A 23,044-nucleotide genomic window follows, 5' to 3' on the forward strand; every position below is an offset into this window, starting at 1 on the left:
CGCTGCCGGGGTCCGCCGGCTCAGCGTTCGTCGAGCCGTTCCCGGACCGCGGCCAGCTGGGAGGCCGCGTCCAGCTCGGTGAAGAGCGCCGCGCTCTGCTCCCAGTGCTCCCGGGCCAGGCCGTTGTCGCCCAGCGCCCGGTGGTCGTCGCCGATCCGCAGGAGGCAGCCCGCGAGCGCGAAGCGGTCGCCGATCGCGGTGGCGAGCTCGCGGGCCTGCCGGTGCAGGGCGAGCGCCCCGGCCGGGTCCGTCGCGCGCTCGATGTCGCCCAGGCCGTCCAGGGCGATCAGCTGCCTGGTCCGGTCGCCGGCCTCGGTGGCCATCGCCAGCGCCCGGCGCAGCAGCTCCGCGGCCTCCTCGGGCCGGCCGAGCTGGTGCAGCGTCATGCCGAGATTGGCCAGCGCCCGCCCCTCGGTGACCCGGTCGCCGACCTCCAGGGCCAGTTCGAGCGCCTGGCGGTGGTAGCGGGCCGCCTGCTCGAAGTCCTTGGTGCGCTCGCAGGTGGCGCCCAGGTTGTTCAGCACCACCACCTGGCCGGCGCGGTCGCCCGCCGCCTCGTAGGAGGCCATCGCCCGGGTGAAGTGGTCGATCGCCTCCTGATGGCGGCCCAGCTGGGCGTACGTCACCCCCAGATTGGTCAGCACCCGGCGCACCCCGGCCTCGTCCCCGATCGCCCGGAAGCCGTCCAGCGCCGAGCGGAAGCTGTCGATCGCCTCCGGGTAGCGGCCCAGCAGCCAGCAGGACCCGGCCAGGTTGGTCCGGGCGGTGGCCTGCCCCGCCGCGTCGCCTTCGGCCGCGGCGGCCTCGGCCGCCGCGGTGTGCAGGACCAGCGAGGTGCCGTAGTGGCCGTACTGGTCCAGGTAGCGGGCGAGGATCGCCGACAGGTCCCCGGTGTGGCGCCCGGCGGCCGCGACCGGGTGGGTGCCGGCGGTCACCAGGTTGGTCAGCTCGGTGTCCAGCCAGGCCCGGGCGTCCTCCTCGCCGCGCAGCGGGTCGACCGGCGTGGCGGGCCGCGGCGGGTGCGGGCGGCGGTGCGACTCGTGCGGGTAGAGCAGGTCCGCCGCCGTCGAGGCGGTGTGGCTGTAGTAGGCGAAGAGCCGGTCCAGCGCCGCCCGCCGCTCCGCCTCGGACTCCTCGGCGTCGGCCAGGCCGCGGGCGTGCCGGCGCAGCAGGTCGTGGAAGGTGTAGCGGCCGGCCGAGCGCTCGATCAGCAGGTGGTGCTCGTGCAGCTCCTCCACCAGGTCCTCGGCCTCGGCCAGCGACAGCTCGGCCAGGGCGGCGAGGGCGTAGGCGGAGAAGGTGTCGCCCGGGTGCAGCCCGGCCAGCCGGAAGAGCCGCCGCAGCTCGGGGGCGAGCGCCTCGTAGGAGACGGCGAAGGCGGCGGCGACGCTCTGGTCCTGGCTCCTCAGTTCGGTGGGCAGACCGATGCGGTCCCGTAGCCGGACCAACAGGTGCGACGGCGTCCACGCGGCCCGGTGCGCCAGCCGCGCGGCCGTGATCCGGATGGCCAGCGGGAGGTACCCGCAGAGCCGGACGATCTCGGCGACCGCCGCGGGCTCCTCCGCCACCCGGTCCGCCCCGCAGATCCGGGCGAACAGCGCCGCCGCCGGGCCCGGCTCCAGCACGTCCAGCGAGAGCGCCCCCGCCCCCGCCAGGGCCGGCATCCGGCGCCGCGAGGTGACCAGCACCAGGCAGCCGGGGGAGCCGGGGAGCAGCGGCCGCACCTGGGCCGCGTCCACGGCGTTGTCCAGCACGATCAACAGCCGGCGCTCCGCCGCCGTGCCGCGCCAGAGCACGGCGCGCTCCTCCGGATCGGCGGGCAGCGCCTCCTCGCCCACCCCGACCGAGCGCAGCAGCCGGGCCAGCGCCGTGCCCGGGTCCAGCGGGGCCCGGCCGGGCGTGAAGCCGTGCAGGTCGAGGAAGACCTGCCCGTCCGGGTAGCGGTCGGCCAGCGCATGGGCCACGTGCACCGCCAGCGCGGTCTTGCCGACCCCGGCCATCCCGTCGATCGCCGAGATCACCACGGCACTGGTCGCCGGCGCGGAGGCGGCCGCCAGCAGCCGGTCCGTCTCCGGCCCGCGGCCGGTGAAGTCGGCCACGTCCCGCGGCAGGCTGTTGCGGGCCGGCGGCTGCTCCGCCTTCGGCGTCCGGCCCCCCGCCAGCGAGGGGTCCGCGGCCAGTATCCGCCGCTGCAACTCCGCGATCTGCGCCGAGGGCTCGACCCCGAGCTCGGCGATCAGCCGCTTGCGCAGCTCCTGGTAGACCGCCAGCGCCTCGGCCTGGCGGTCCGCACCGTACAGCGCCAGCATCAGCTGTCCGTGCAGCGCCTCCCGCAGCGGATGCGCCCGGGTCAGCCCGCGCAGCTCGGCCACCAGCTCCCGGTGCCGCCCCAGCCGCAGGCCCGCGTCGACCAGGTCCTGCTGGGCCTTCACCCGGGTCTCGTCCAGCTGCTGCACCCGCGCGGCCCCGTCCGCCCAGGCCGGCAGCTCGCCGAAGGGCTCACCGCGCCACAGCGCCAGCGCCCCGCCCAGGGTCTGCCGCGCCGTCACCACCTCACCCGCGCGCAACTGCTCCGCGCCGAGCCGGCAGCCCTCCAGGAACGCCTCCACGTCCAGCTCCCCGGGCTCCACCTCCAGCAGGTACCCCGGCGCCACCGTCCGCAGCCGCACCCCCGCCTCGTCCCCGAGCATCTTCCGCAGCCGCAGCACATGGTTGCGCAACCCCGCCGCCGCGGTCGACGGCCGCTGCTCGCCCCAGACCGCCGCCGCCAGCTGCTCCGCCGACACCACCCGGTTGGCATGCGCCAGCAGCATCACCAGCACGGCCCGCGGACCACCCGAGGGCAGCACCACACCGCCGTCGGCGAGCACCACGTTCACCGGCCCCAGCAGATTGAACCGCACAGGGCCGGGACGGTCGCTCATGGTTGTCTGCTCCAGGGTTCGGAGGTCCGGATGGTGCGGGCGATCCTACCCAGGCGGGGCGGGATCCCGTACTCCAGCGCGACCGCCCGGGCTGCGGAAATGCGAGCGGGCGGGTGGCTGACGGGGGTGGGGTCCCCCGGAGCACCCGGGGCCCGCCATCGCCCGTGCGATACCCACCCCGCCCGCGGCGCCGGCCGAGGCCTTCGCCGAGTTCGTGCTCGACGACTGAGCACCGCCCGACGGCCCCCGCGGTTGGCTCAAAACCGTTCACCCCCCGAGCCGGTTCGCTTCCCCATCGGGCACCCGGCGGCACCCGCCCGGACCAGGGGTGACCTCTCCGAGGGCGCCGCCATGCCCTGCCCGGTGACGCAGGCAGGGGCATCCTGACCGCCCACGATCAAATGTCTGATTGTGCTGTTGCTACGAACCACCCAGACCCATGAAGCTTGAGGCGCCTCACGTTTCACGTGAAAGGGTCACCATGCTGAGCGTCGCGTTCGTCAACATGCCCTTTGCCGACTGGAACCGACCGTCATTCGCACTGGCACAACTGTCCACCATGGTCCGCCAGACCTTCGACGGCGAAGTCGAGCCACGAGTCTGCTACCTCAACCAGGATTTCGCCGAGTTCTTCGGCGCTGCGCTCTACGAGTCCCTCTCGGTCAGCCATGACCACGTTGACACCGGCATCGGCGACTGGCTGTTCCGGGAGCTCGCCTTCCCGGGGGCGCCGGACACCACCGCCGAGTACTTCCGGCGCTACTACCGGGGTGAGCGCTGGGAGTCGTTCCGGGGCCAGATCATCGAACGGCGCCAGGAACTGCGGCAGTTCTGCCTGGAGCTGATCGACCGCTACGGGCTCGCCGAGGCCGATGTGGTGGGCTTCAGCTCGATGTTCGCGCAGCACGTGCCGAGTCTCGCGCTGGCGCAGCTGATCAAGGAGCGGCGGGCGGAGACCATCACCGTGCTCGGCGGTGCCAACTGCGAGGCGCCGATGGGGGCCGTGATCGCCGAGCGGGTGCCGGCCGTCGACTACGTGTTCTCCGGGCCGGCGCTGGGCACCTTCCGGGAGTTCCTGCGGTGCCTGCTGGACGGGGACCCGGGCCGGGCGGACGCCGTGCCCGGGATCATCACCCGGCGCAACTGCGGTCAGCCGCGCTACCGGCAGGCGATCGGGGCCGATCGCGAGCTCGACGACATCTGCCGGCCGGACTACCAGAGCTTCTTCCAGGCGCTGTCGGAGCACGGGGAGCTGCGGGCCACCGGCAGCAGCGAGCCGATGCTCTTCTTCGAGACCTCGCGCGGCTGTTGGTGGGGCCAGCGGTCGCACTGCACCTTCTGCGGGCTCAACGGCGAGAGCATGGCCTACCGCGCGATGTCGCCGGAGCACGCCGTCGACCAGTTCAACTGGCTGTTCGGCTACGCCCCCGAGTACACCAAGCTGTTCTGCACCGACAATGTGATGCCCCGCAACTACGCCCGCGAGGTCTTCCCCCGGTTGAGCCCGCCGCCCGGGGTGTCGATCTTCTACGAGGTGAAACTGCCGCTCAGCCAGCGGGACATGAAGGCGATGGTCGCCGCGGGGGTGACCATCGTGCAGCCCGGCGTGGAGGCGCTGGCCAGCTCCACCCTCAAGCTGATGGGCAAGGGGACCACGGCCTTCCAGAACCTCCAGTTCCTCAAGAGCTGCGACGAGTTCGGGATCCAACCGGAGTGGAATCTGCTGATCGGCTTCCCCGGCGAGGACCCGGAGGTGTACCGCAAGTACGCCCGGGAGCTCGCCGACCTGCGCCACCTGATCCCGCCGCACGGTGTCTACATGGTGCGGTTCGACCGGTTCAGCCCGTACTTCAAGCAGCGCGAGGAGTACGGCCTGGATCTGCACCCGGTGGACTACTACGCGCTGACCTACCCCTTCGAGCAGGCCGACCTCGCGGAGCTCGCCTACTTCTTCGCCGACCACAACATCGCGCCGTACATGCTCGACGCGATCGAATGGCATGACCAGCTGAGCTCGCTGGTGGCCGGTTGGCGCGAGGCCTGGTACGAGCAGGGCGCCAGCCGCCCGCAGTTGCGGCTGGCCGAGGACGGGCCGGACGGCCCGCGGGTGCTGGACTCGCGGGCCGGCGGTGAGCCCGTCGTCGTCCCAGTCGACCGCGAGAGCGTGCAGTTGCTGCGCCGGCTCAGCTCGCCCGCGAAGGTCGAGCAGCTGGCCGCGCAGTGGCCCGGCGGCGCCGACGACCTGCGGCAGCGGCTGGCCCGACTGACCGAGCTGCGCTTCCTGTTCGAGGAGGACGGCCGGGTGATGAGCCTGGTGCTGACCGGGGCGGAGCCGGACGAGGAGCCGGAGGAGGCCGCCGGGCAGAGCGAACCGGCCGCCGGCGGAAGGCGGTTGCTGCCGCTGTTGGGAGGCGGCCGATGAGCGCCGACCTGCTGCTGCCGCTGCTGGTGACCGGCGACGGCGGTCCGGCGGCCGACCACGTCCGCGCCCACCGCACCGCACTGCGCGAGGCGTTGCGCTCGCGCGGGGCGCTGCTGCTGCGCGGGTTCGCGGTGGGCGGCGCCGAAGGCTTCGAGGGGATCGTCCGGGAACTGTCGGGCGAGCCGCTGGCCTACACCGAGCGGTCGTCACCGCGCAGCGTGATCCGGGGGAACGTCTACACCTCCACCGACTACCCGGCCGGAGAGGAGATCTTCCTGCACAACGAGAACTCCTACCAGGCCCGTTGGCCGCTGACCCTGTACTTCCACTGCGTCAGCCCGCCGACCGCCCAGGGCGCCACCCCGCTGGCCGACACCCGCGAGGTGCTGGCCGCGATCGACCCCGCGGTCCGCGCGGAGTTCGAGCGGCGCGGCTGGCTGGTCGTCCGCAACTACCTGGCGGAGCTGGGCCTCTCCTGGCGGGAGGCGTTCAACACCGACGACCCGGCCGAGGTCGAGCGGCAGTGCGGACGCGGCGGCATCGAGACCGAGTGGCTGCCGGGCGACCGGCTGCGCACCCGGGCCCGGCGCCGGGCCGTGCACCGCCATCCGGTGACCGGGGAGCCGGTGTGGTTCAACCACGCCACCGTCTTCCACGTCAGCACGCTGCCGCAGAGCGCCAGGCTGGGGCTTCTGGAGATGTTCGGCGAGGAGAACCTGCCCAGCCAGACCTACTACGGCGACGGCGGCGCGATCCCCGAGGACGTCCTGGAGCACCTGCGCGGCTGCTACCGCAAGGCCGCCACCCGCTTCGACTACCGGGCCGACGACGTGCTGGTGATCGACAACATGCTGGTCTCGCACGGCCGGGAGCCGTTCACCGGCCCCCGGCGGATCGCCGTCGCCATGGCGGAGCCCACGGACCTGGCCGAATCCACGGGCCTGGCCGAATCCACGGACCCTACCGAGCCCACCGACCTCTGACCCGGAGAGCCGTCCATCCCATGGCCGCCCGCGCACTGCGTTCCAACCGTGAGTTCAACGTGTTCTGGGCGGTCCAGGCGCTCTCCGAACTCGGCAACGCCTTCTCCCTGGTGGCGCTCCCGCTGCTGGTGCTGCACGTCACCGGGTCGGCTGCGCAGATGGGCCTGCTCACCGGCGTCGCCGGGGTCGGCACGATCCTGACCGGGCTGGTCGGCGGCACCTTCGCCGACCGGTTCGACCGCCGCCGGCTGCTGATGGTCTGCGACCTGGCCCGGCTGGTGCTGTACGGCGCGATCCCGGCCTGCTGGGTGTTCGGCCCGCAGGTCTGGCTGCTCTACGTGGTGATGGCGCTGGCCTCGGTGTTCGAGATGCTGTTCAAGATCACCTACGTCACGGTGGTGGCCAACCTGGTCGACGCCGATCAGATCACCGAGGCCAACAGCAGGCTGGAGGGCACCAACGCACTGGCCTACATCGCCGGCCCGGCGCTCGCCGGGGTGGTGGCCGGACTGCTCGGCCCCACCGCCGCGATCGCCATCAACGCCGGCAGCTTCGGCGTCTCGCTGCTCGGACTCGCCGCGATCCGCCTGCGCCCCGCCACCGGGCCCGTCGCCACCGGCCCGGCCGCCGGCGGGGCGATCGGCCGGCGCGCACTGGCGGCCGACTTCCGGGCCGGCTTCGGCTTCCTCTGGCGCAGCCCGGTGCTGCGCTCGCTCACCGTGCTGCTGACGGTGGCGACCTTCTGCACCCTCGGCATGACCGACGTCCTCATCTACCAGGTCCGCCACGGCCTGGCCGCCGGCGAGCGCACCGTCGGCTACGTGCTGGCCCTGTCCGGCCTGGGCACCTGCGTGGCGGCGGTGGCCACCGCCAGGCTGCGCCGGCGCTGGGGCTTCGGACCGTGCTGGCTCGCCTCCTACGGACTGTGCTCGGGAGCGGTCCTGCTGCTGGCCCTCACCGGGCGGGTGGCGCTGGCGGCCACGGCGGGCTTCCTCTACTCCTTCGGCATGGCGCTGGCCGGCATCTGCTCGATGTCGCTGCGCCAGGAGGTCACCCCGGACGCGCTGCTCGGCCGGGTCACCTCCGCCTTCTGGACGGTCCACAGCAGCCTCGCCCCGATCGGCGCCTTCGTCCTCACCGCCCTGGTGGGCCGCTTCGGCGCCCGCCGCCCGCTGCTCGGGGTGGCCGCGGTCTTCCTGGTGCTGGTCTGCGCCGCGCTGTTCACGCCGATCCGGCAGCGCACCCCGGAACGCACCTTCGCCCCGTCCGCCCCGATCCCGGAAGCCGATCCCGCGGCGGGGCCGCGGGGCTGATTCCTCCCACGAACAGGAGAGGTCCGTGCTGCCGCTGTCCCCGAGCCAGGAACGGCTCTGGTACCTGGAACACCTGACCCCCGGCGACCCGGCCCACCTCGTCGCGCTGGCCACCGCCGTCGACGGGCCGCTGGACGCGGACCGCCTGGCCCGCGCGCTGGACGCCGCCGCGGACCGCCACGACCTGCTCGGCACCGCATTCACCGAGGACGCCGGAGCCGCTGGAGCCGACGGAGCCGCCGGGGCCGCCGGAGCCGCCACGGCTTCCGGGCCGCGATCCCGGGCGGTGACCCGGAGCTGCCGGCTGCTGCGGCGCGAGGCCGCCGCGGCGGCGGTCGAAGAGGTGCTGGCGAAGGAGCTGGCGCAGCCGTTCGCTCTCACCGGGGCACCGCTGCTGCGGGCACTGCTGATCGGTGAGGGCAGCGGCGACGGCCAGCAGGTGCTGCTGCTCCTCGCCCACCGCCTGATCGCGGATCAGGCCTCGCTCGCCGTACTGCGGGACGAACTCCTCGACCACTACGCGGGCCGCCCGCTGCCTGCCGCAGCCCCCGCCTACCACGAGGCCGAACCCTCCCCGGCCGCGCTCGACCACTGGCGCGCGCGGCTGGCCGAGCCGCCGCAGCTCGACCTGCCGACCGACCGCCGCCGCCCGGCCAAGCCCTCCCGGCGCAGCGCCGAGCACGCCGTCCGGATCGGCCCCGGGGCGGCGGAACGGCTGCGCGAGCTGGCCGACGGCGAAGAGTGCCCGCTCGCCACCGTGCTGGCCGCCGGCTTCGCCGCCGTGCTCGCCCGGTACACGCGGCAGCAGGAGGTGCTGCTCGGCACCCCGGTCGACCGCCGCCCGCAGCCGTCGGCCTTCGGCCCGTACCAGGACCTGGCGGTGCTGCGGACGGACCTCTCCAAGCGGCCCTCGCTGCGCGAGGCGGTCCGGCGGCTCCGCGCCGCCGAACTCGAGCTCGAGCGCCACCCGGGCGTCCCGTTCGCCCGGCTGGTCGACTCCGACGGCACCCTGGACCAGGGCCGCCACCCGCTCTGCCAGGCGGTGTTCACCACCGCCGCCGCGCCCTGGGCGGGCCGCACCATCGGCTCCGTGACGTTCCGTCCGCTGGAGCTCGCCCCACCGGGCCTGCCCTACGACCTGTTCGGCACCGCCACCGACGAGGGCCCGGCAGGCCTGCTGCTCCGGCTGCGCCACGCCGCCGACCTGTGGCAGCCGGAGACCGCCGAATGCCTCCTGACAGCATGGCAGTTGCTGCTGGAAGGGCTCGCCGGGCAGCCGGACCGCCCGATCACCGAGCCGCTGCTGCTCTCCGCCGGCGACCTCGCCCGGCTGGAGCAGTGGAGCGCCACCGCCCGCCCGCTGCCCCCACCGGCCACCATCGACGGGCTGTTCGCCGCCCAGGCGGCCCGCGACCCGGGGGCGGTGGCGCTGGTCGACCGCCGCGGCAGCTGGACCTACGGCGAACTCGACCGGCGCGCCAACCGGATCGCCGCCGCGCTGCGCGCCACCGGCCTCGCCCCGGACACCCCGGTGGGCCTCCACCTGGAGCGCTCGGTGGACCTGGTCTGCGCCATGCTCGGCGTCCTCAAGGCCGGCGGGGCCCACCTGGTGCTCGACCCGGGCTACCCGCGGGAGCGGCTGGCCTTCATGGCGGGCGACGTGCGGATCGGCGCGCTGCTCGCCAGGGAGGAGCCGCCGACCTGGCTGGTCGGCGACGGCGTGCCGGTGATCCGGCTGGCCGACACCGAGCGGCTGCCCGCCGATCCCGGACCGGCCCGCAGCCACCCCGACTCGCTCGCCTGCGTGGTGTACACCTCGGGTTCCACCGGCCGCCCCAAGGGAGTCGGGGTGCCGCACCGGGCGGTGGTCCGGCTGATCACCGAGACCGACTACGTGGCGATCCGCCCCGGGGACGTGATGCTGCACCTGGGCGACCCGGCCTTCGACATCACCGCCTTCGAGGTCTGGGGAGCGCTCTGCAACGGCGCCCGGGCCGCGGTGCTGCCCGGTGACGAACCGCTCGGCCCCGAGGAGGTGATCGCCGCACTGGAGGCGTTCCGGCCCACCGTGCTGTCGCTCACCGGCACGCTCTTCAACCGGGTGGCCGACATCGACCCGCGCGCCTTCCGCCACCTCGGTGAACTCCTGGTGGTCGGCGAGGTGATGGACCCCGGACGGACCAGGCGGGTGCTGGCCGGCGGCGCCCCGCCGCGGCGGCTGCGGAACGGCTACGGGCCCAGTGAGAACACCACCTTCTCCACCACCCACCTGGTCGAAGGGCTGGCGCCGGACGCCCCGTCGGTGCCGATCGGCCTCGCCATCGGGAATACCGCGCTGCGGGTGCTCGACCCCGAGCTGCGGCCGGTGCCGATCGGCGCGGTCGGTGAACTCCACGTCGGCGGCGCCGGGTTGGCCCGCGGCTACCTCGGGCGGCCGGGCCTGACCGCCGAGCGCTTCGGCCCGGACCCGTACGCCGAGCGGCCCGGGGCCCGGATGTACCGCACCGGCGACCTGGTCCGTTACCGGTCGGACGGCGCAATGGAGTTCATCGGCCGGGCGGACCAGCAGGTGAAGATCCGGGGCTACCGGATCGAGCCCGGCGAGATCGAGGCGGCGCTGACCGCGCTGCCGCAGGTGCGCGAGTGCGTGGTCCGTGCGGTCGAGGTAGGCGGCGACCGCCGGCTCGCCGCCTACCTGGTGCCGCAGCCCGGCCCGCTGCCCGACAAGGCCGAGCTGATCGACGCGCTGTGCCGCCGGCTGCCGGGCCACCTGATCCCCAACCACCTGGTCTTCCTGGCCGCGCTGCCCACCACGGCGAGCGGCAAGACCGACGTCAAGGCGCTGCCGGCGATCGGCGCCGATCCCGGGACGGACGCCGACCGCGCGGAGCCGCCGCGCACCGAGCCGGAACGCCGGCTCTGGGAGATCTGGCACGAACTCCTCGAGGTCGAGGACTTCGGAGTGCACGACAACTTCTATCTGATCGGCGGCCACTCACTGCTGGCCTCCTCGGTGCGCACCGCCGTCCGCGAGCGGATGGGGGTCGAACTGCCGCTGCGCACGCTCTTCGAGCGGCCCACCATCGCCGCGCTGGCCGCCGAGCTGGCCCGGGCCGCACCGGCCGCCGACACCGCCGAGAACGGTGAACTGGACGACCTGATAGCCGAGCTGGAGCGGCTGGCCGAGCCGGGCCGGGCCGAGTGACGAGGGGGACCGACCGATGACCGCGATCGAACCGACCGAAGCCACCGCCGACGAGCTGTTCCGCCGGATCGACCGGCTCCCGGCAGCCCAACGCGCCTCGCTGCGCGAGCGGTTCTGGGCCCGCGGGGCCGCCACCGGACTGCCCGCCCTGGACGGCCAGGGCCGCGCCCCGGCCTCCTTCACCCAGCGCCGGATGGCCTTCCTGCACCAGCTCGACCCCGACGCCAGCGCCTACAACAGCCCGGCCGCCTGGCGGCTGACCGGCGAGCTGGACCGGGCCGCGCTGGAGGGCGCGCTCAACGACCTCCTGCTGCGCCACCCGGCGCTGCGCTCGGTGCTGCCCACGGTGGCCGGCGCCACCGTGCAGCACGTCCTGCCGCACCGCCATCTCGCCCTGCGGACCGAGGACCTGAGGGGCCGGGCGGACCCGCTCGCGGCCGCGGAACGGCTGGTCCGGGCCGACGCCGAGCTGCCGTTCGACCTGGCCCGCGGACCGCTGCTGCGGTTCCGGCTGCTCGAACTCGGCGACCGGGACGCGATCCTGCTGCTCACCTTCCACCACGCGGTGATCGACGGCTGGTCGCTGACCCTGTTCCGCCGCGAACTCGCCGAGTGCTACCGGGCCCGGCTCACCGGTGCCGCGCCCGAACTGCCGGAACTCACCGTGCAGTACGCCGAGTACGCCCGCTGGCAGCAGGACTGGGCCGAAGGCCCCGAGGCCGCCCGGCAGCTCGACTACTGGGAACGCGCGTTGGCGGGCGCCCCGGACCCGATGCCGCTGCCCGCGGACCGCCCCCGCCCGGAGCGGCCGGGCAGCCGGGCCGGCTCCACCGAGTTCACCGTCCCGTCCCCGGTGCGCGAGCAGCTGGTCCGGCTCGCCGGCGGCAGCGGAGCCACCCTCTTCATGGTGCTGCTGGCCGGCTTCCAGACCGTGCTCGCCCGGTTCGGCGGCCAGCCGGACGTGGTGGTCGGCACCCCGGTCGCCAACCGGCGCTACAGCGGCTTCCAGCAGGTGGTGGGCTTCTTCGCCAACTCGGTCCCGCTGCGCTCCCAGGTCCGCCCCGAACTGCCGTTCGCCGCCTTCCTGGCCGAGGTGCGCGACACCTGCCTGGCCGCCTACGAGCACCAGGACGTGCCGCTGGACCTGATCGCCCAACGGATCAACCCGGACCGCCGCACCGGCCGCAACCCGATCTACCAGGTCAACCTGACCCTCCACAACACCCCCGAACCGCCGCGCGCGATGCCCGGCCTGACCCTCACCGCACTGGACGAACTCGACCACGACAGCGCCCGCTTCGACCTCGACCTCAACATCTGGGAGACCGCCGAGGGGCTGCGGTGCCGGCTGATCCACGCCGAGGACCTGTTCGACGCGGCCACCGCCCGGCGGCTCACCGCCGCGCTCCAGGTGCTGCTCGCCGCCGCGGCCGCCGACCCGGCCACCCCGCTGGGCAGCCTGCCGCTGCTGGGCGAGGCCGAGGCCGCCGCCGAACTGCACGACCGCAACCGGACCCGGGCCGAGCGGCCCGCCGACCCGCGGGTGGAGCGGCTGATCGCCGCCCGGGCCGCCGCCGCCCCCGAGGCGATCGCCGTCACCGGGCCCGGCGGCGAGGAGATCGGCTACGGCCGGCTCGACCGCCTGGCCAACGGCCTGGCCCACCGCCTCACCGAACGCGGCGTCCACCGCGGCTCCGTGGTGGCCGTGCTGCTGCCCCGCGCGCCGCAGGCGGTCGTCGCCCTGCTCGGCATCCTCAAGGCCGGCGCGACCTACCTCGCCCTGGACCCCGACTACCCGCGCGCCCGACTCGCGTACATGCTGCGCGACAGCGGGGCCGTCCTGCTGGTCAGCACGCCCGAGCTGGCCGGCTCGGTGGACACCGGACTGCCTCTGCTGCAAACCGACGTGCGGACCGAGGCCGAGGCCGAGCAGCCGCCGGGCGCGACCGGCGGCGCCGACGACCTGATGTACCTGATGTACACCTCGGGCTCCACCGGCCGGCCCAAGGGCGCCATGCTGTCGCACCGTCAGGTCGCCAACTACCTGCTCTGGGCCGCCGACAGCTACTTCGAGGGCCCCGCCCCGGACGGCGGCGTGCCGGTGTACTCCTCGCTCTCCTTCGACCTCACCGTCACCAGCCTGTTCGCCCCGCTGCTGGCCGGCCGGCGGCTGGTCTTCCTCGCCGAGACCGGCACGGCCGGCGAGGCACTGGACGCCGGCGCCCGAACCGCCGCCGACCACGGCTTCGTCAAGCTCACCCCGTCCCACCTGCGGCTGCTCGCGGACGGCGCCCCGGACCCCGGGTGGGCCCGCACCCTGGTGGTGGGCGGCGAGGACCTGCGAGAGGAACTGCTCACGCCCTGGCGCGGCACCCCGGTGCGGATCTTCAACGAGTACGGGCCCACCGAGACCGCCGTCGCCTGCGCGGCCCACCTCAGCGAGCACCCGGCCGGCGGCTTCGGCCGGGTGCCGATCGGCCTGCCGATCGACAACGTCCGGCTGTACGTCCTGGACGGGCGGCTGCGGCCGGTGCCGCCCGGCGCACCCGGCGAGCTCTACGTCGGCGGCGCCGGCGTCTGCCACGGCTACTGGCGGCAGCCGTCGCTGACGGCACAGCGGTTCGTCCCCGACCCGTTCGGCCCGGAGCCCGGCGGCCGGCTCTACCGCACCGGCGACCGGGCGCGCCGCCTCGCCGACGGCAGCCTGGAGTACCTGGGCCGGCTCGACGACCAGGTGAAGATCCGCGGCCACCGGGTGGAGCCCGCCGAGCTCGCGGCCGTCCTCACCGAGGACCCGGAGGTCGAGCAGGCCGCCGTCCTGGTGGACACCCGCACCCCGGGGGACGAGCGCCTGGCCGCCTTCGTCACCCCGCGGGTGGCGCCCGGCACCGACCAGGACTGGGTGAACCGCTGGCAGGACCTCTACGACGACACCTACGGGAACGCGGCGCGGGCCGAGGACGCGGCCTTCGACCTGGTGGGCTGGGGCAGCAGCTTCACCGGCGAGCCGATCCCCGCCGCCGAGATGCGCGAATGGCTGGACGGCACCGTCGCGCGGATCCGCGCGCTGCGCCCGAGCCGGGTGCTGGAGATCGGCAGCGGCAGCGGCATGATCCTGGCCGGCGTCGCCCCGCACTGCGAGTGCTACCACGGCGTCGACCTCTCGCCGCGGGCCGTCGAACGGCTCGGCGCCCGGCTGGCGGCCGGTGAACTGGCCGGGGTCGCGGCCGAGTCCGTCGAGCTGCGCGCCGCCCCCGCCCACCGGGCGGTCCGGCCGGGGGAGCGCTACGACACCGTGGTGCTGAACTCGGTGGCCCAGTACTTCCCCTCCCTGGACTACCTGCTGACGGTGCTTCGGCAGGCGGTGGCGGCGCTGGAGCCGGGCGGCCGGATCTTCCTCGGCGACCTGCGCAGCCTGGCGCTGCTGGAGGCCTTCCACGCCGCCGTGGCCGCCGCGCGGGCCGCCGCGGGCGGCTCCGACGCCGAGCTGCGGGCCGAGATCCGGCGGCGGATCGAGGCGGAGGAGGAACTCTGCCTGGAGCCAAGGCTGTTCGCCGACCTCGGCGAGCTGCTGCCGCGGATCGGCTCGGTCCGGGTGCTGCCCAAGCGCGGCACCGCCGACAACGAGCTGATCCGCTACCGCTACGACGTGGTGATCACGCTCGACGAGCCGGAGCCGGCCGCCGACTGGCCGGAGGCGGGCCACGACCTCCCGGCCCTGGAGGACCTGCTGCGCGCCGAACGCCCGGACCGGCTGCTGGTCCGCCGGGTGCCCAACTCCCGCCTCGGCGAGGACAGCGCGCTGCTCGCCCGGCTGCGCGGCAGCACCCCGGCCCCGACCGCCGCCCCCGCCCCCGAGGCCTGGTGGCAGCTGGCCGACCGGCACCCCTACGAGGTCGAACTCAGCTGGTCCCAGGGCCACCCCGACGGCGCCTTCGACGTGCTGCTGCGCCGCACCGGCAGCGCCCCGGCCGCCGCGCCGCGACCCACCGCCCCGGCCCTGCCGCTCACGGCCCGCGCCAACCGGCCGCTCTGGCGCCCGGCCGCGCTCGCCGCACTGCCCGGCATCGAGGAGCGGCTGCGCGAACGGCTGCCCGCCCCGCTGCGCCCGGCCCACTGGGAGGTGCTGCAGCGGATCCCCGTCAACACCAACGGCAAGGTGGACCGGGCCGCGCTGGCCGAACTGCTGGCGGTGGCCGGCGAACCGGCCAAGGCCGACGACACACCGGCCGAACTGACCGCCACCGAGCAGCGGATCGCCGCGATCTGGACCCAACTGCTCGGCCGCGACGGCATCCGGCCCGAGGACGACTTCTTCGACCTCGGCGGCCACTCGCTGCTCACCTTCCGGCTGGTCTTCCGGCTGCGCGAGGAGTTCGGCGTCGAGGTGCCGGTGCGCGCGCCGTTCGACTTCGCCACCCTGCGGGCGCTCTCCGCGCTGGTCGACGGACTGCTCGGCGAGCAGGCGGCCCCGGCCCTCCCCGTGCTGGCCCCGGTGGCGCGGACCGGCCCGGTGCGGGCCTCCTTCGCCCAGGAACGGCTCTGGTTCCTCCACCAACTCGACCCGGACACGGCCCAGTACAACTTCCCGGTCTTCCTGCGGATGAGCGGCGCACTGGACTCCGCCGCACTGGCCACCGCACTCTCCGCACTGGTGGCCAGGCACGAGGGCCTGCGCACCGTCCTCACCGCCGAGGACGGGCAGGCCTTCCAGACCGTGCTGCCGGCCGCCCCCGTCGACCTGCCGCTGCACGACCTCACCGCGCTGCCGGCCGAGCAGCGCGAAGCCGCCGCCGAACGGCTGGCCCGGGTGCAGTACGGCGCGCCGTTCGACCTCGGCACCGGGCCCGTGCTGCGCTGCGCACTGGTCCGGCTGGACGCGGCCGAGCACATCCTGCTGCTCACCACCCACCACGTCCTCATCGACGGCTGGTCGGCCGGGGTGCTGCGGCGGGAACTCGCCGAACTGTACGCGGCGGCCCGGGCCGGCCGGCCCCACACGCTGCCCGAACTCCCCGTGCAGTACCCGGACTACGCGATCTGGGAGCGGGCCCTGGCCGAGGCCGGCCGGCACCAGGAGCAGGTCGACCACTGGCGCGAACGGCTGCGCGGCGTGGCGGACCTGCCCGGCCTGCCCCTGGACCACCCGCGCCCGGCCACCCCGGCGCACCGCGGCCGCAGCCTGGAGTTCCGGATCCCGGCCGCCACCACCGAGGCCCTGCAGGCCCTCTGCCGGTCCGAGGAGAGCACCCTCTTCATGGCCCTGCTGAGCGCGCTCTACGGGCTGGTCAACCGCCGCACCGGGGAGACCGACCTGGCGGTCGGCACCGACAGCGCCAACCGCAGCGATCCCCGGACCGAGCCGCTGATCGGCTTCTTCGTCAACCAGGTGGTGCTCCGGACCGACCTGCGCGGCGAACCGACCTGGCGCGAACTGCTGCGCCGCGCCAAGCAGACCGCGCTGGACGCCTACGCCCACCAGGAGCTCCCGTTCGAGGAGGTGGTGAAGGCCGTCGCCCCCGCCCGCAGCCGCAACCAGAGCCCGCTGTTCCAGATCAAGTTCGTGCTCAACAACGCCGGCCGGGAGGAGGCCGGGTTCCCCGGTCTGACGGTCCGTCCGTACGAGGTGGACCTCATCGACTCCAGCCGGTTCGACCTCACCGTGGTGCTGACGCAGGACCAGGACGGTATCGCCGGCCACCTCAACTACGACTCCGAGCTGTTCGAGCACGCCACCATGGCGGAGATCGCCGAGCAGTACCCGGCCCTGGTGGCCGCGATGGCCGACGGCCCGGACCAGCCGATCGGCGCAGCCGTGCTGCCCGTCCCCGCGCGCTCCGAAGGCCGTTCCGAGCGCCGTTCCGCCGGGCGCGGCGCCAAGCGCACCGGGCCGGGGGCGCTGCGCTCCATCACCCCCACCAGGATCACCCTCACCACCGAGGACGCCGTGGCCCGGGAGACCCTGCCCGACGGCTCCGCGCTGCCCGTGGTCCTGCGCGCCCGGCAGGCCGACGCCGACCCGGTCGCCTGGGCGGCCGCCCACCGGGCGGAGCTGGAGGCGGACCTGGACCGGGCCGGCGCCCTGCTGTTCCGGGGCTTCGACATCACCGGACCCGAGGCCCTGGAGCGGCTGGCCAAGGTCTTCGTCGGCGAACTCTACGGCGACAACGGCGAACACCCGCGCGCCGCCGTGGGCAACCACGTCTACACCCCGGTCTTCTTCCCGCCGGAGGAGAAGCTGCTCTGGCACAACGAGAACTCCTTCAACGCCGACGGACCGCTGCGCATCCTGTTCTGCTGCGCCCGCCCGGCCGACCAGGGCGGCCAGACGCCGGTGGTCGACAGCCGGGCCGTCCACCGGCGTCTGGACCCGGCGCTGCGCGAGGAGTTCACGGCAAAGGGGGTGCGCTACGAGCGGACCTACGGCGGTGGCCTGGGGCTCGACTGGCGGGCGGTGTTCCGGACCGACAGCCGCGCCGAGGTGGAGGCCCGCTGCCGGGCGGAAGGGCTGGAGGCCAGCTGGCAGGGCGAGCTGCTGCGCACCACCGCGGTGCGCCCGGCCGTGCTGCGGCACCCCCGCACCGGCGAGACCGTCTGGTTCAACCAGGCCCAGCACTGGCACCCCGCCTGTCTGAGCCCCGCCGTGCGGGCCTCGCTGCTCGCCGCCGTCGGCCCGGACGGACTGCCGCGCGGCTGCAGCTTCGGCGACGGCACGGCGATCCCCGACGAGGCGATGGCCGCGATCTGCGCGGTCTACCAGGAGCTGGAGGTCGCGTTCGACTGGCAGCGCGGCGATGTGCTGCTGCTGGACAACATCCTGGTCGCGCACGCCCGCAACCCGTTCCAGGGAGAGCGCGAACTGCTGGTGGCGATGGGCGGGATGGTGAGGTTCCAGTGACCGGGCAGGTGGCCGGCTTCCGGCTCTCGCGGCAGCAGCAGCGGCTCTGGCGGCTGGCGGAAGCCGGCCTGCCGGGCAGGGCGCAGCTGCTGCTGGAGATCGACGGCGGCCTGGACGAACCCCGGCTGCGCGGGGCGCTGCTGCGGGTGGCGGGCCGGCACGAGACCCTGCGCACCCGCTACCGGCAGGCGCCGGGGGTGCGCACCGTGCTGCAGGTGGTCGACGAGGTCGACCCCGCCTGGGAGTTCCTCGACCTCACCGGGCGCGAGCCGGAGGTCGACGCGGCGGCCGAGGAGCAGCGCGGCCGGCCCGTCGGTACGGGGGACGGGCCGGTGCTGCGCGCGATGCTGTGCCGAATTGCCTCCACCCGTTGGCAGTTGCTGCTCACCCTGCCCGCCTTGGCAGCCGACACCCGCGCGCTGCGGCTGCTGGCGGCCGAGCTGGTCGCCGCCTACCAGGGCCGTCCGCTGACCGAAGGGGTGCTGCAGTACAGCCAGTTCGCCGAGTGGCAGCACCAGATGCTCGACCAGCCCGCGGCGGTCGCCGAGCCGGCGCCGGCCGCCGAGCTGCCGTTCGCGCTGCGCCGACGCCATCGCGCCGCCGTCCGCAGCCAGGCGGAGGCCGTGCTGCCCCTCGAACTCGTGGAATCGGTCGCCGAGTTCGCCGACCGCCGGGAGGTGAGCCGGGAGGCCGTGCTGCTGGCCGGCTGGCAGGCGCTGCTGGCACGGGTCACCGGGCAGTCCGAGGTGGTGGTCGGAACGGCACTGAGCGGACGGGAGTTCGAGGAGACCGCCGACAGCATCGGCCACTTCGCGCACTGGGCCGCCGTGGCCGCCCGGACCACGCCGGAGCTGCCCTTCGAGACCCTGGTCTCCCGGGCGGAGCGGGCCCTCGGCGAGGCCGAGGCCGGGGACCCGTCGGACGGCCCCGCCCAGGACAGCTGGGACGTCTGCTTCGAGTACCAGGAGGTCGCTCAACTGCTCTCTAGTGATCCAGAGTTCACTGTGCGGTGGGCTGCCGCGGACTCCGCCCGGCACGCCCTTAAGCTCGACTGCGAGGCCGGCGACCGGTGGATCCTGACCCGCTGGCAGGCCCAGGACGGCCAGTTCGACCAGGCCTACCTGCACTGCCTCGCCGAGCAGTACGCCGCCCTGCTGACGGAGCTGCTGCGCCGGCCGGCTGCCGGACTGGCAACGATCGTGCTCCCCGGGGCCGTTGCCGAGGCCGCCGCCTCGCCCGGGACGGCGGCCGGGCACTGCCTGCACGAACTGGTGGCGCGACAGGCGCGCTCCACCCCCCAGGCGGTCGCGGTGGCGGCCGGGGACATCCACCTGACGTACCAGCGGCTCGATGAACTCACGGACCGGTGGGCCCGGTTGCTGCGCTCCCTAGGCGTGGGACCGGAGAGCCGGGTGGCCGTGGCCATCGAGCACCGGGCCGAACTCCCGGTGGCACTGCTGGCGGTGCTCAAGGCCGGAGGCGCCTACCTCCCACTGGACCCGGACCTGCCGGCCCGCCGCGCCGGCGAACTGCTCACCCGGGCCGACTGCCGGCTGCTGCTGACCGCGACCGAGGGCGGCCCGTGGGGCGAAGGGCTCGCGCCGGCGGAGGTTCAGTCGCTGCGCATCGATCTCGACGGCCCCACCCCGGCCGAGCCGGCCACGCCCCCGGTGCGGGTGCGGCCCGACCAACTCGCCTACCTGATGTACACCTCCGGCTCCACCGGCGCGCCCAAGGGCGTGCTGCTGCCGCACCGGGCGGTGAGCCACTACCTGCTCCAGGCCCGCGACCGCTACCCGGCCGGCGATTCGCTGGTGCACTCCTCGATCGCCTTCGACCTCACCGTGACCAGCCTCTTCCTCCCGCTGATCAGCGGCCGCACCGTCCGGCTGGACCCGGACTGGCGCAAGCCGATGGCCCTGGCCGACCGGCTGGAGAGCGGCCCGAGCGGCGGCGTGCTGAAGCTGACGCCGTCCCATCTCCAACTGCTCAACGCCCGCACCGGAGCATCCGCCGCCCACGCGGTGGACTGCCTGGTGGTCGGCGGCGAAGCGCTCACCGGCGAGGCCGTGCGGGCGTGGCTGCCGGCCACCCGGGTCTTCAACGAGTACGGCCCGACCGAGACGGCCGTGGGCTGCTGCGTCCACGAGGTCGGCCCCGAGGACGGCCAGGGCCCGGTACCGATCGGCCGCCCGCTCGACGGCATCGCCCTGCACGTCCTCGACGAACGGCTCCGTCCGGCCGCGGTGGGCGTGCCCGGCGAGCTCTACGTCGGCGGCCCCGCCCTCGCCCGCGGCTACCTCGACCAGCCCGGCCCGACCTCCGCCCGGTTCATCGCCGACCCGTCGCCCGGCCGGCCGGGGGAGCGGCTCTACCGCACCGGCGACCTGGTCTGCCTCGCCCCCGACGGCCTGCTGCACTACCTGGGGCGCACCGACCAGCAGGTGAAGATCCGCGGCACCAGGATCGAGCCCGAGGAGATCAGGGCCGCCCTGCTGGAGCACCCCGAGATCCGGGACGCGGCGGTGCGCCCGACCCCGCAGGGCGACCGGCTGGCCGCCTACCTGGTGGCGGAGCCCGGACCGCTGACCACCCCCGACGCCCTGCGCGGCTTCCTCGGCTCGCGGCTCCCGGCCCTGCTGGTGCCCTCCCACTACCGCCTGCTGGACGCCCTGCCGCTGACCCCGAACGGCAAGCTCGACACCGCCGCACTGCCCCCCGCCGACGGGGCGACCGGACCCGGACGGGAGAGCGTGGCGCCGCGCGACGAGACGGAACGCCTGGTCGCCGACACCTTCCGCGACCTCCTCGGCGGCGAACCGGTCGGCGCCTTCGACGACTTCTTCGCCCTCGGCGGCCACTCCCTGCTCGCGGTGCAACTGGTCGCACGGCTCAACACCGCCTTCGACACCGGACTGTCGGTCTCCGTGCTCTTCGCCGAACCGTCCGCCGGCGCCGAGTCCGGACCGGCCACCGTCGCCCACCTCGCCCGCCTGCTCCGCGCCAACGCGGCGGCGCCGACGGGCTCGTTGGTGCCCCTGCGCACCGAGGGCACCCGGGCACCGGTCTTCTGCGTCCACCCGGCGGGCGGCGAGGTGGCGGGCTTCCGCGACCTCGCCGCCCTGCCCGGCCTGGACCGGCCGGTCTACGCCCTCCAGTCACCGCTGTCGCAGGAGCAGTCGGTCGAGTCCCTGGCGGAGCACTACCTGTCGGCGATCCGCCCCGCGCGCCCCGCCGGCCCGTACGTGCTGCTCGGCTGGTCGATGGGCGGGCTGGTGGCCTTCGAGATGGCCCGCCGCCTGGAGCAGCAGGGCGAACCGCCGGCCCTGCTGGTCCTGCTGGAGAGCTACCTGGCGGAGCAACTACCGGCCGAAGACGACGAGTCGGCCGACGCCGCCGTCCTCGACCAACTCGCCGGCCCCGGCCGCCCCCGTCCCGTCCTCGCCGCCCTCCCCGAGCCGGAACGCAGGGACCTCACCGACCGCCTCCGCCTGAACCGCACCCACCTCCACGCCGCCCGCACCTACCGCCCGCCCACCGGCCCGCCGCGGTCACCGATCCTGCTGCTCCAGGCCACCGAACAGCCCGCCGCCCTGCGCACCGCCGCACTGGCCACCTGGCGCCGGGTCGCCGAGCCGGCCGAGCACCACCTCGTCCCCGGCGCCCACTTGACGGTCCTGCGACCGGCCGGGGCGGCGGAGGTGGCGCGGATCATCGAGACCGCCCTGGGGGACGGGCCGGCCTGACCGGCAGCCGGGGCCGGCGGCGCCCCCAGGGGACGCCGCCGGCCCGACCCGGGGCCCTGCCGGGCACCGCAACCGCGCCTGCGGCGCGGGGTTGACGCCAGGCGGTGATTCGGGCTGCTCGGCCTGTGGACCACAATCGTCGGACCGGAGCGGCGCTACCTCGGATTCGCCCCGGTCCGGTACCGCGAGCCGCAGGAGGAGGCGACCGCCAGGCTGGCGCCCGACATCAGGCTCAGCGGCGACCGTGACTACCTCGCCTGCGTCTTCGGCTCCCGCCACGAGCTACTGGCCTGCTCCGACGAGGAGTTGTTCGCCATGGGCGGTGCCGGGCTGCGCGACCTGGCACTGTCCCACCTGCCGGGCTGGTATCCCCGGTTGGCCGAGATCGTCTCCCGTCAGGACCCGGCCTCGATTCACCGAGGCCGTCGCCGTGTACGAGGAGGAGCTGCGCGGCTACGGCTTCGACGCCGTCCGGGAGTCGGCCGAAGCGGGCCGCCGCCTGGTCGGGCAGAACTCGCTTCCCGAAGCCGGGTCGTAACCGACCCGAGCAAGGGGGCCGGCCCGGCCTACGGCGACGCTCACCCGGTCGTGATGACCAGCTTGCCGCCCTTGGGGGTGCGGTGGCGTTCGAGCTCGGTGAGCGCCGCGATCGCCCCGTCGAGCGGCACGGTGCGGGCGATCGGCAGTCGCAGGACCCCCGCGCCGGCCGCCTGGGCGACCGCGTCGAGGTCGGCCGTGACGGCCTTCCCGATCAGCAGCCGGAACGGTCCCGGCAGGGTGGCCCGGACGAACTTCGCGGGCGTGGGGTTGATGTCGATGATGCGACCACCCGGCCTGAGCATCGCCTTCGCGGTGCCGATCGGCAGCGTGCCGGCCGTGTCGAACACGACGTCGAAGCGCCGCGCGAGGCTCGTCGCGTCGAAGTCGAAGCCCACGACCGGGTCGATTCCGAGCTCGCGCGCCGCGTGTGCGGCGGTGTCGCGGCAACTGCCGGACACCGCCGCGCCGTTCGCCCGTGCGAGCTGGGCGGCGGCGCGGCCGACGCCGCCGAGGCAGCCGTGGATGAACACGGCTTGCCCGCTGCGCACCTTGCTCATGCCGACCATGGCCTGGAAGGCGGTGATCCCGACGATGGGGACCGCGGCGGCCTCCGCCCAGGAGAGGCCCGGCGGCTTCGGCACCACCGCGGCCTCCTCGGCGACGACCATCTCGGCGAACGCCCCCGCCGCCTTCATGCTTGCCCCGCCGAGCACTTCGTCGCCGACGCCGAGTCGGCTGACGCCCTCGCCGACCGCTGCGACGACGCCCGCGAAGTCGTGCCCCAGACCGCGCGGGAACCGCCGACCGGTCATGATCTTCAGCTCGCCGCTGCGGATCTTCCAGTCCATCGGGTTCGCGGCCGCAGCCTGGACCCGGACGAGGACCTCGCCTGGGCCGGGCCGCCTGGGCTGGAAGTCCTCGAGCCGCAGCACCTCGGGACCGCCGTACCGGTGGTACTGGATGCGCTTCATCGTGGTCATGGCGAACACCTCCACGCAGTGATGTCATCAGGT

The 23,044-nt window shown here is 74.8% G+C and carries 8 protein-coding genes; 6 read left to right on the forward strand and 2 right to left on the reverse strand.

The window, feature by feature from the left end; genetic code table 11:
• Positions 1 to 20: 20 nt before the first annotated feature.
• Complete coding sequence (locus tag ACFYNO_RS28845) at positions 21 to 2,924, reverse strand: BTAD domain-containing putative transcriptional regulator (protein WP_388018790.1); 2,904 nt, start codon at positions 2,922 to 2,924, stop codon at positions 21 to 23.
• A gap of 481 nt (positions 2,925 to 3,405) precedes the next feature.
• Between ACFYNO_RS28845 and ACFYNO_RS28850 the strand changes: the two genes are divergently transcribed.
• The 6 genes from ACFYNO_RS28850 to ACFYNO_RS28875 are packed head-to-tail and all read left to right on the forward strand — an operon-like array spanning position 3,406 to position 21,491.
• On the forward strand, positions 3,406 to 5,346 hold the full coding sequence (locus ACFYNO_RS28850) for a RiPP maturation radical SAM C-methyltransferase (RefSeq protein WP_388018793.1): 1,941 nt from the start codon (positions 3,406 to 3,408) through the stop codon (positions 5,344 to 5,346).
• On the forward strand, positions 5,343 to 6,329 hold the full coding sequence (locus ACFYNO_RS28855) for a TauD/TfdA family dioxygenase (RefSeq protein ID WP_388018796.1): 987 nt from the start codon (positions 5,343 to 5,345) through the stop codon (positions 6,327 to 6,329). The genes ACFYNO_RS28850 and ACFYNO_RS28855 overlap by 4 nt, the downstream gene beginning before the upstream one ends.
• Before the next feature lie 20 nt (positions 6,330 to 6,349).
• On the forward strand, positions 6,350 to 7,642 hold the full coding sequence (locus ACFYNO_RS28860) for an MFS transporter (protein WP_388018799.1): 1,293 nt from the start codon (positions 6,350 to 6,352) through the stop codon (positions 7,640 to 7,642).
• 25 nt (positions 7,643 to 7,667) lie between these two features.
• Positions 7,668 to 10,847: an amino acid adenylation domain-containing protein gene (locus ACFYNO_RS28865; protein WP_388018802.1), complete on the forward strand. Its 3,180-nt coding sequence runs from the start codon at positions 7,668 to 7,670 to the stop codon at positions 10,845 to 10,847.
• Between the two features lie 16 nt (positions 10,848 to 10,863).
• Positions 10,864 to 17,745: an amino acid adenylation domain-containing protein gene (locus ACFYNO_RS28870; RefSeq protein ID WP_388018805.1), complete on the forward strand. Its 6,882-nt coding sequence runs from the start codon at positions 10,864 to 10,866 to the stop codon at positions 17,743 to 17,745.
• A complete protein-coding gene (locus ACFYNO_RS28875; protein ID WP_388018808.1) occupies positions 17,742 to 21,491 on the forward strand; it encodes an amino acid adenylation domain-containing protein in 3,750 nt (1,249 codons plus the stop codon). The genes ACFYNO_RS28870 and ACFYNO_RS28875 overlap by 4 nt, the downstream gene beginning before the upstream one ends.
• Before the next feature lie 578 nt (positions 21,492 to 22,069).
• Here ACFYNO_RS28875 and ACFYNO_RS28880 read toward each other — a convergent pair.
• Positions 22,070 to 23,026 carry an NADP-dependent oxidoreductase gene (locus ACFYNO_RS28880; RefSeq protein WP_388018811.1) on the reverse strand — a complete coding sequence of 319 codons (957 nt, stop codon included), beginning with the start codon at positions 23,024 to 23,026 and terminating at the stop codon, positions 22,070 to 22,072.
• Between the last annotated feature and the right edge of the window lie 18 nt (positions 23,027 to 23,044).

This window comes from Kitasatospora sp. NPDC006697 (assembly GCF_042869935.1).
Classification (GTDB): domain Bacteria; phylum Actinomycetota; class Actinomycetes; order Streptomycetales; family Streptomycetaceae; genus Kitasatospora.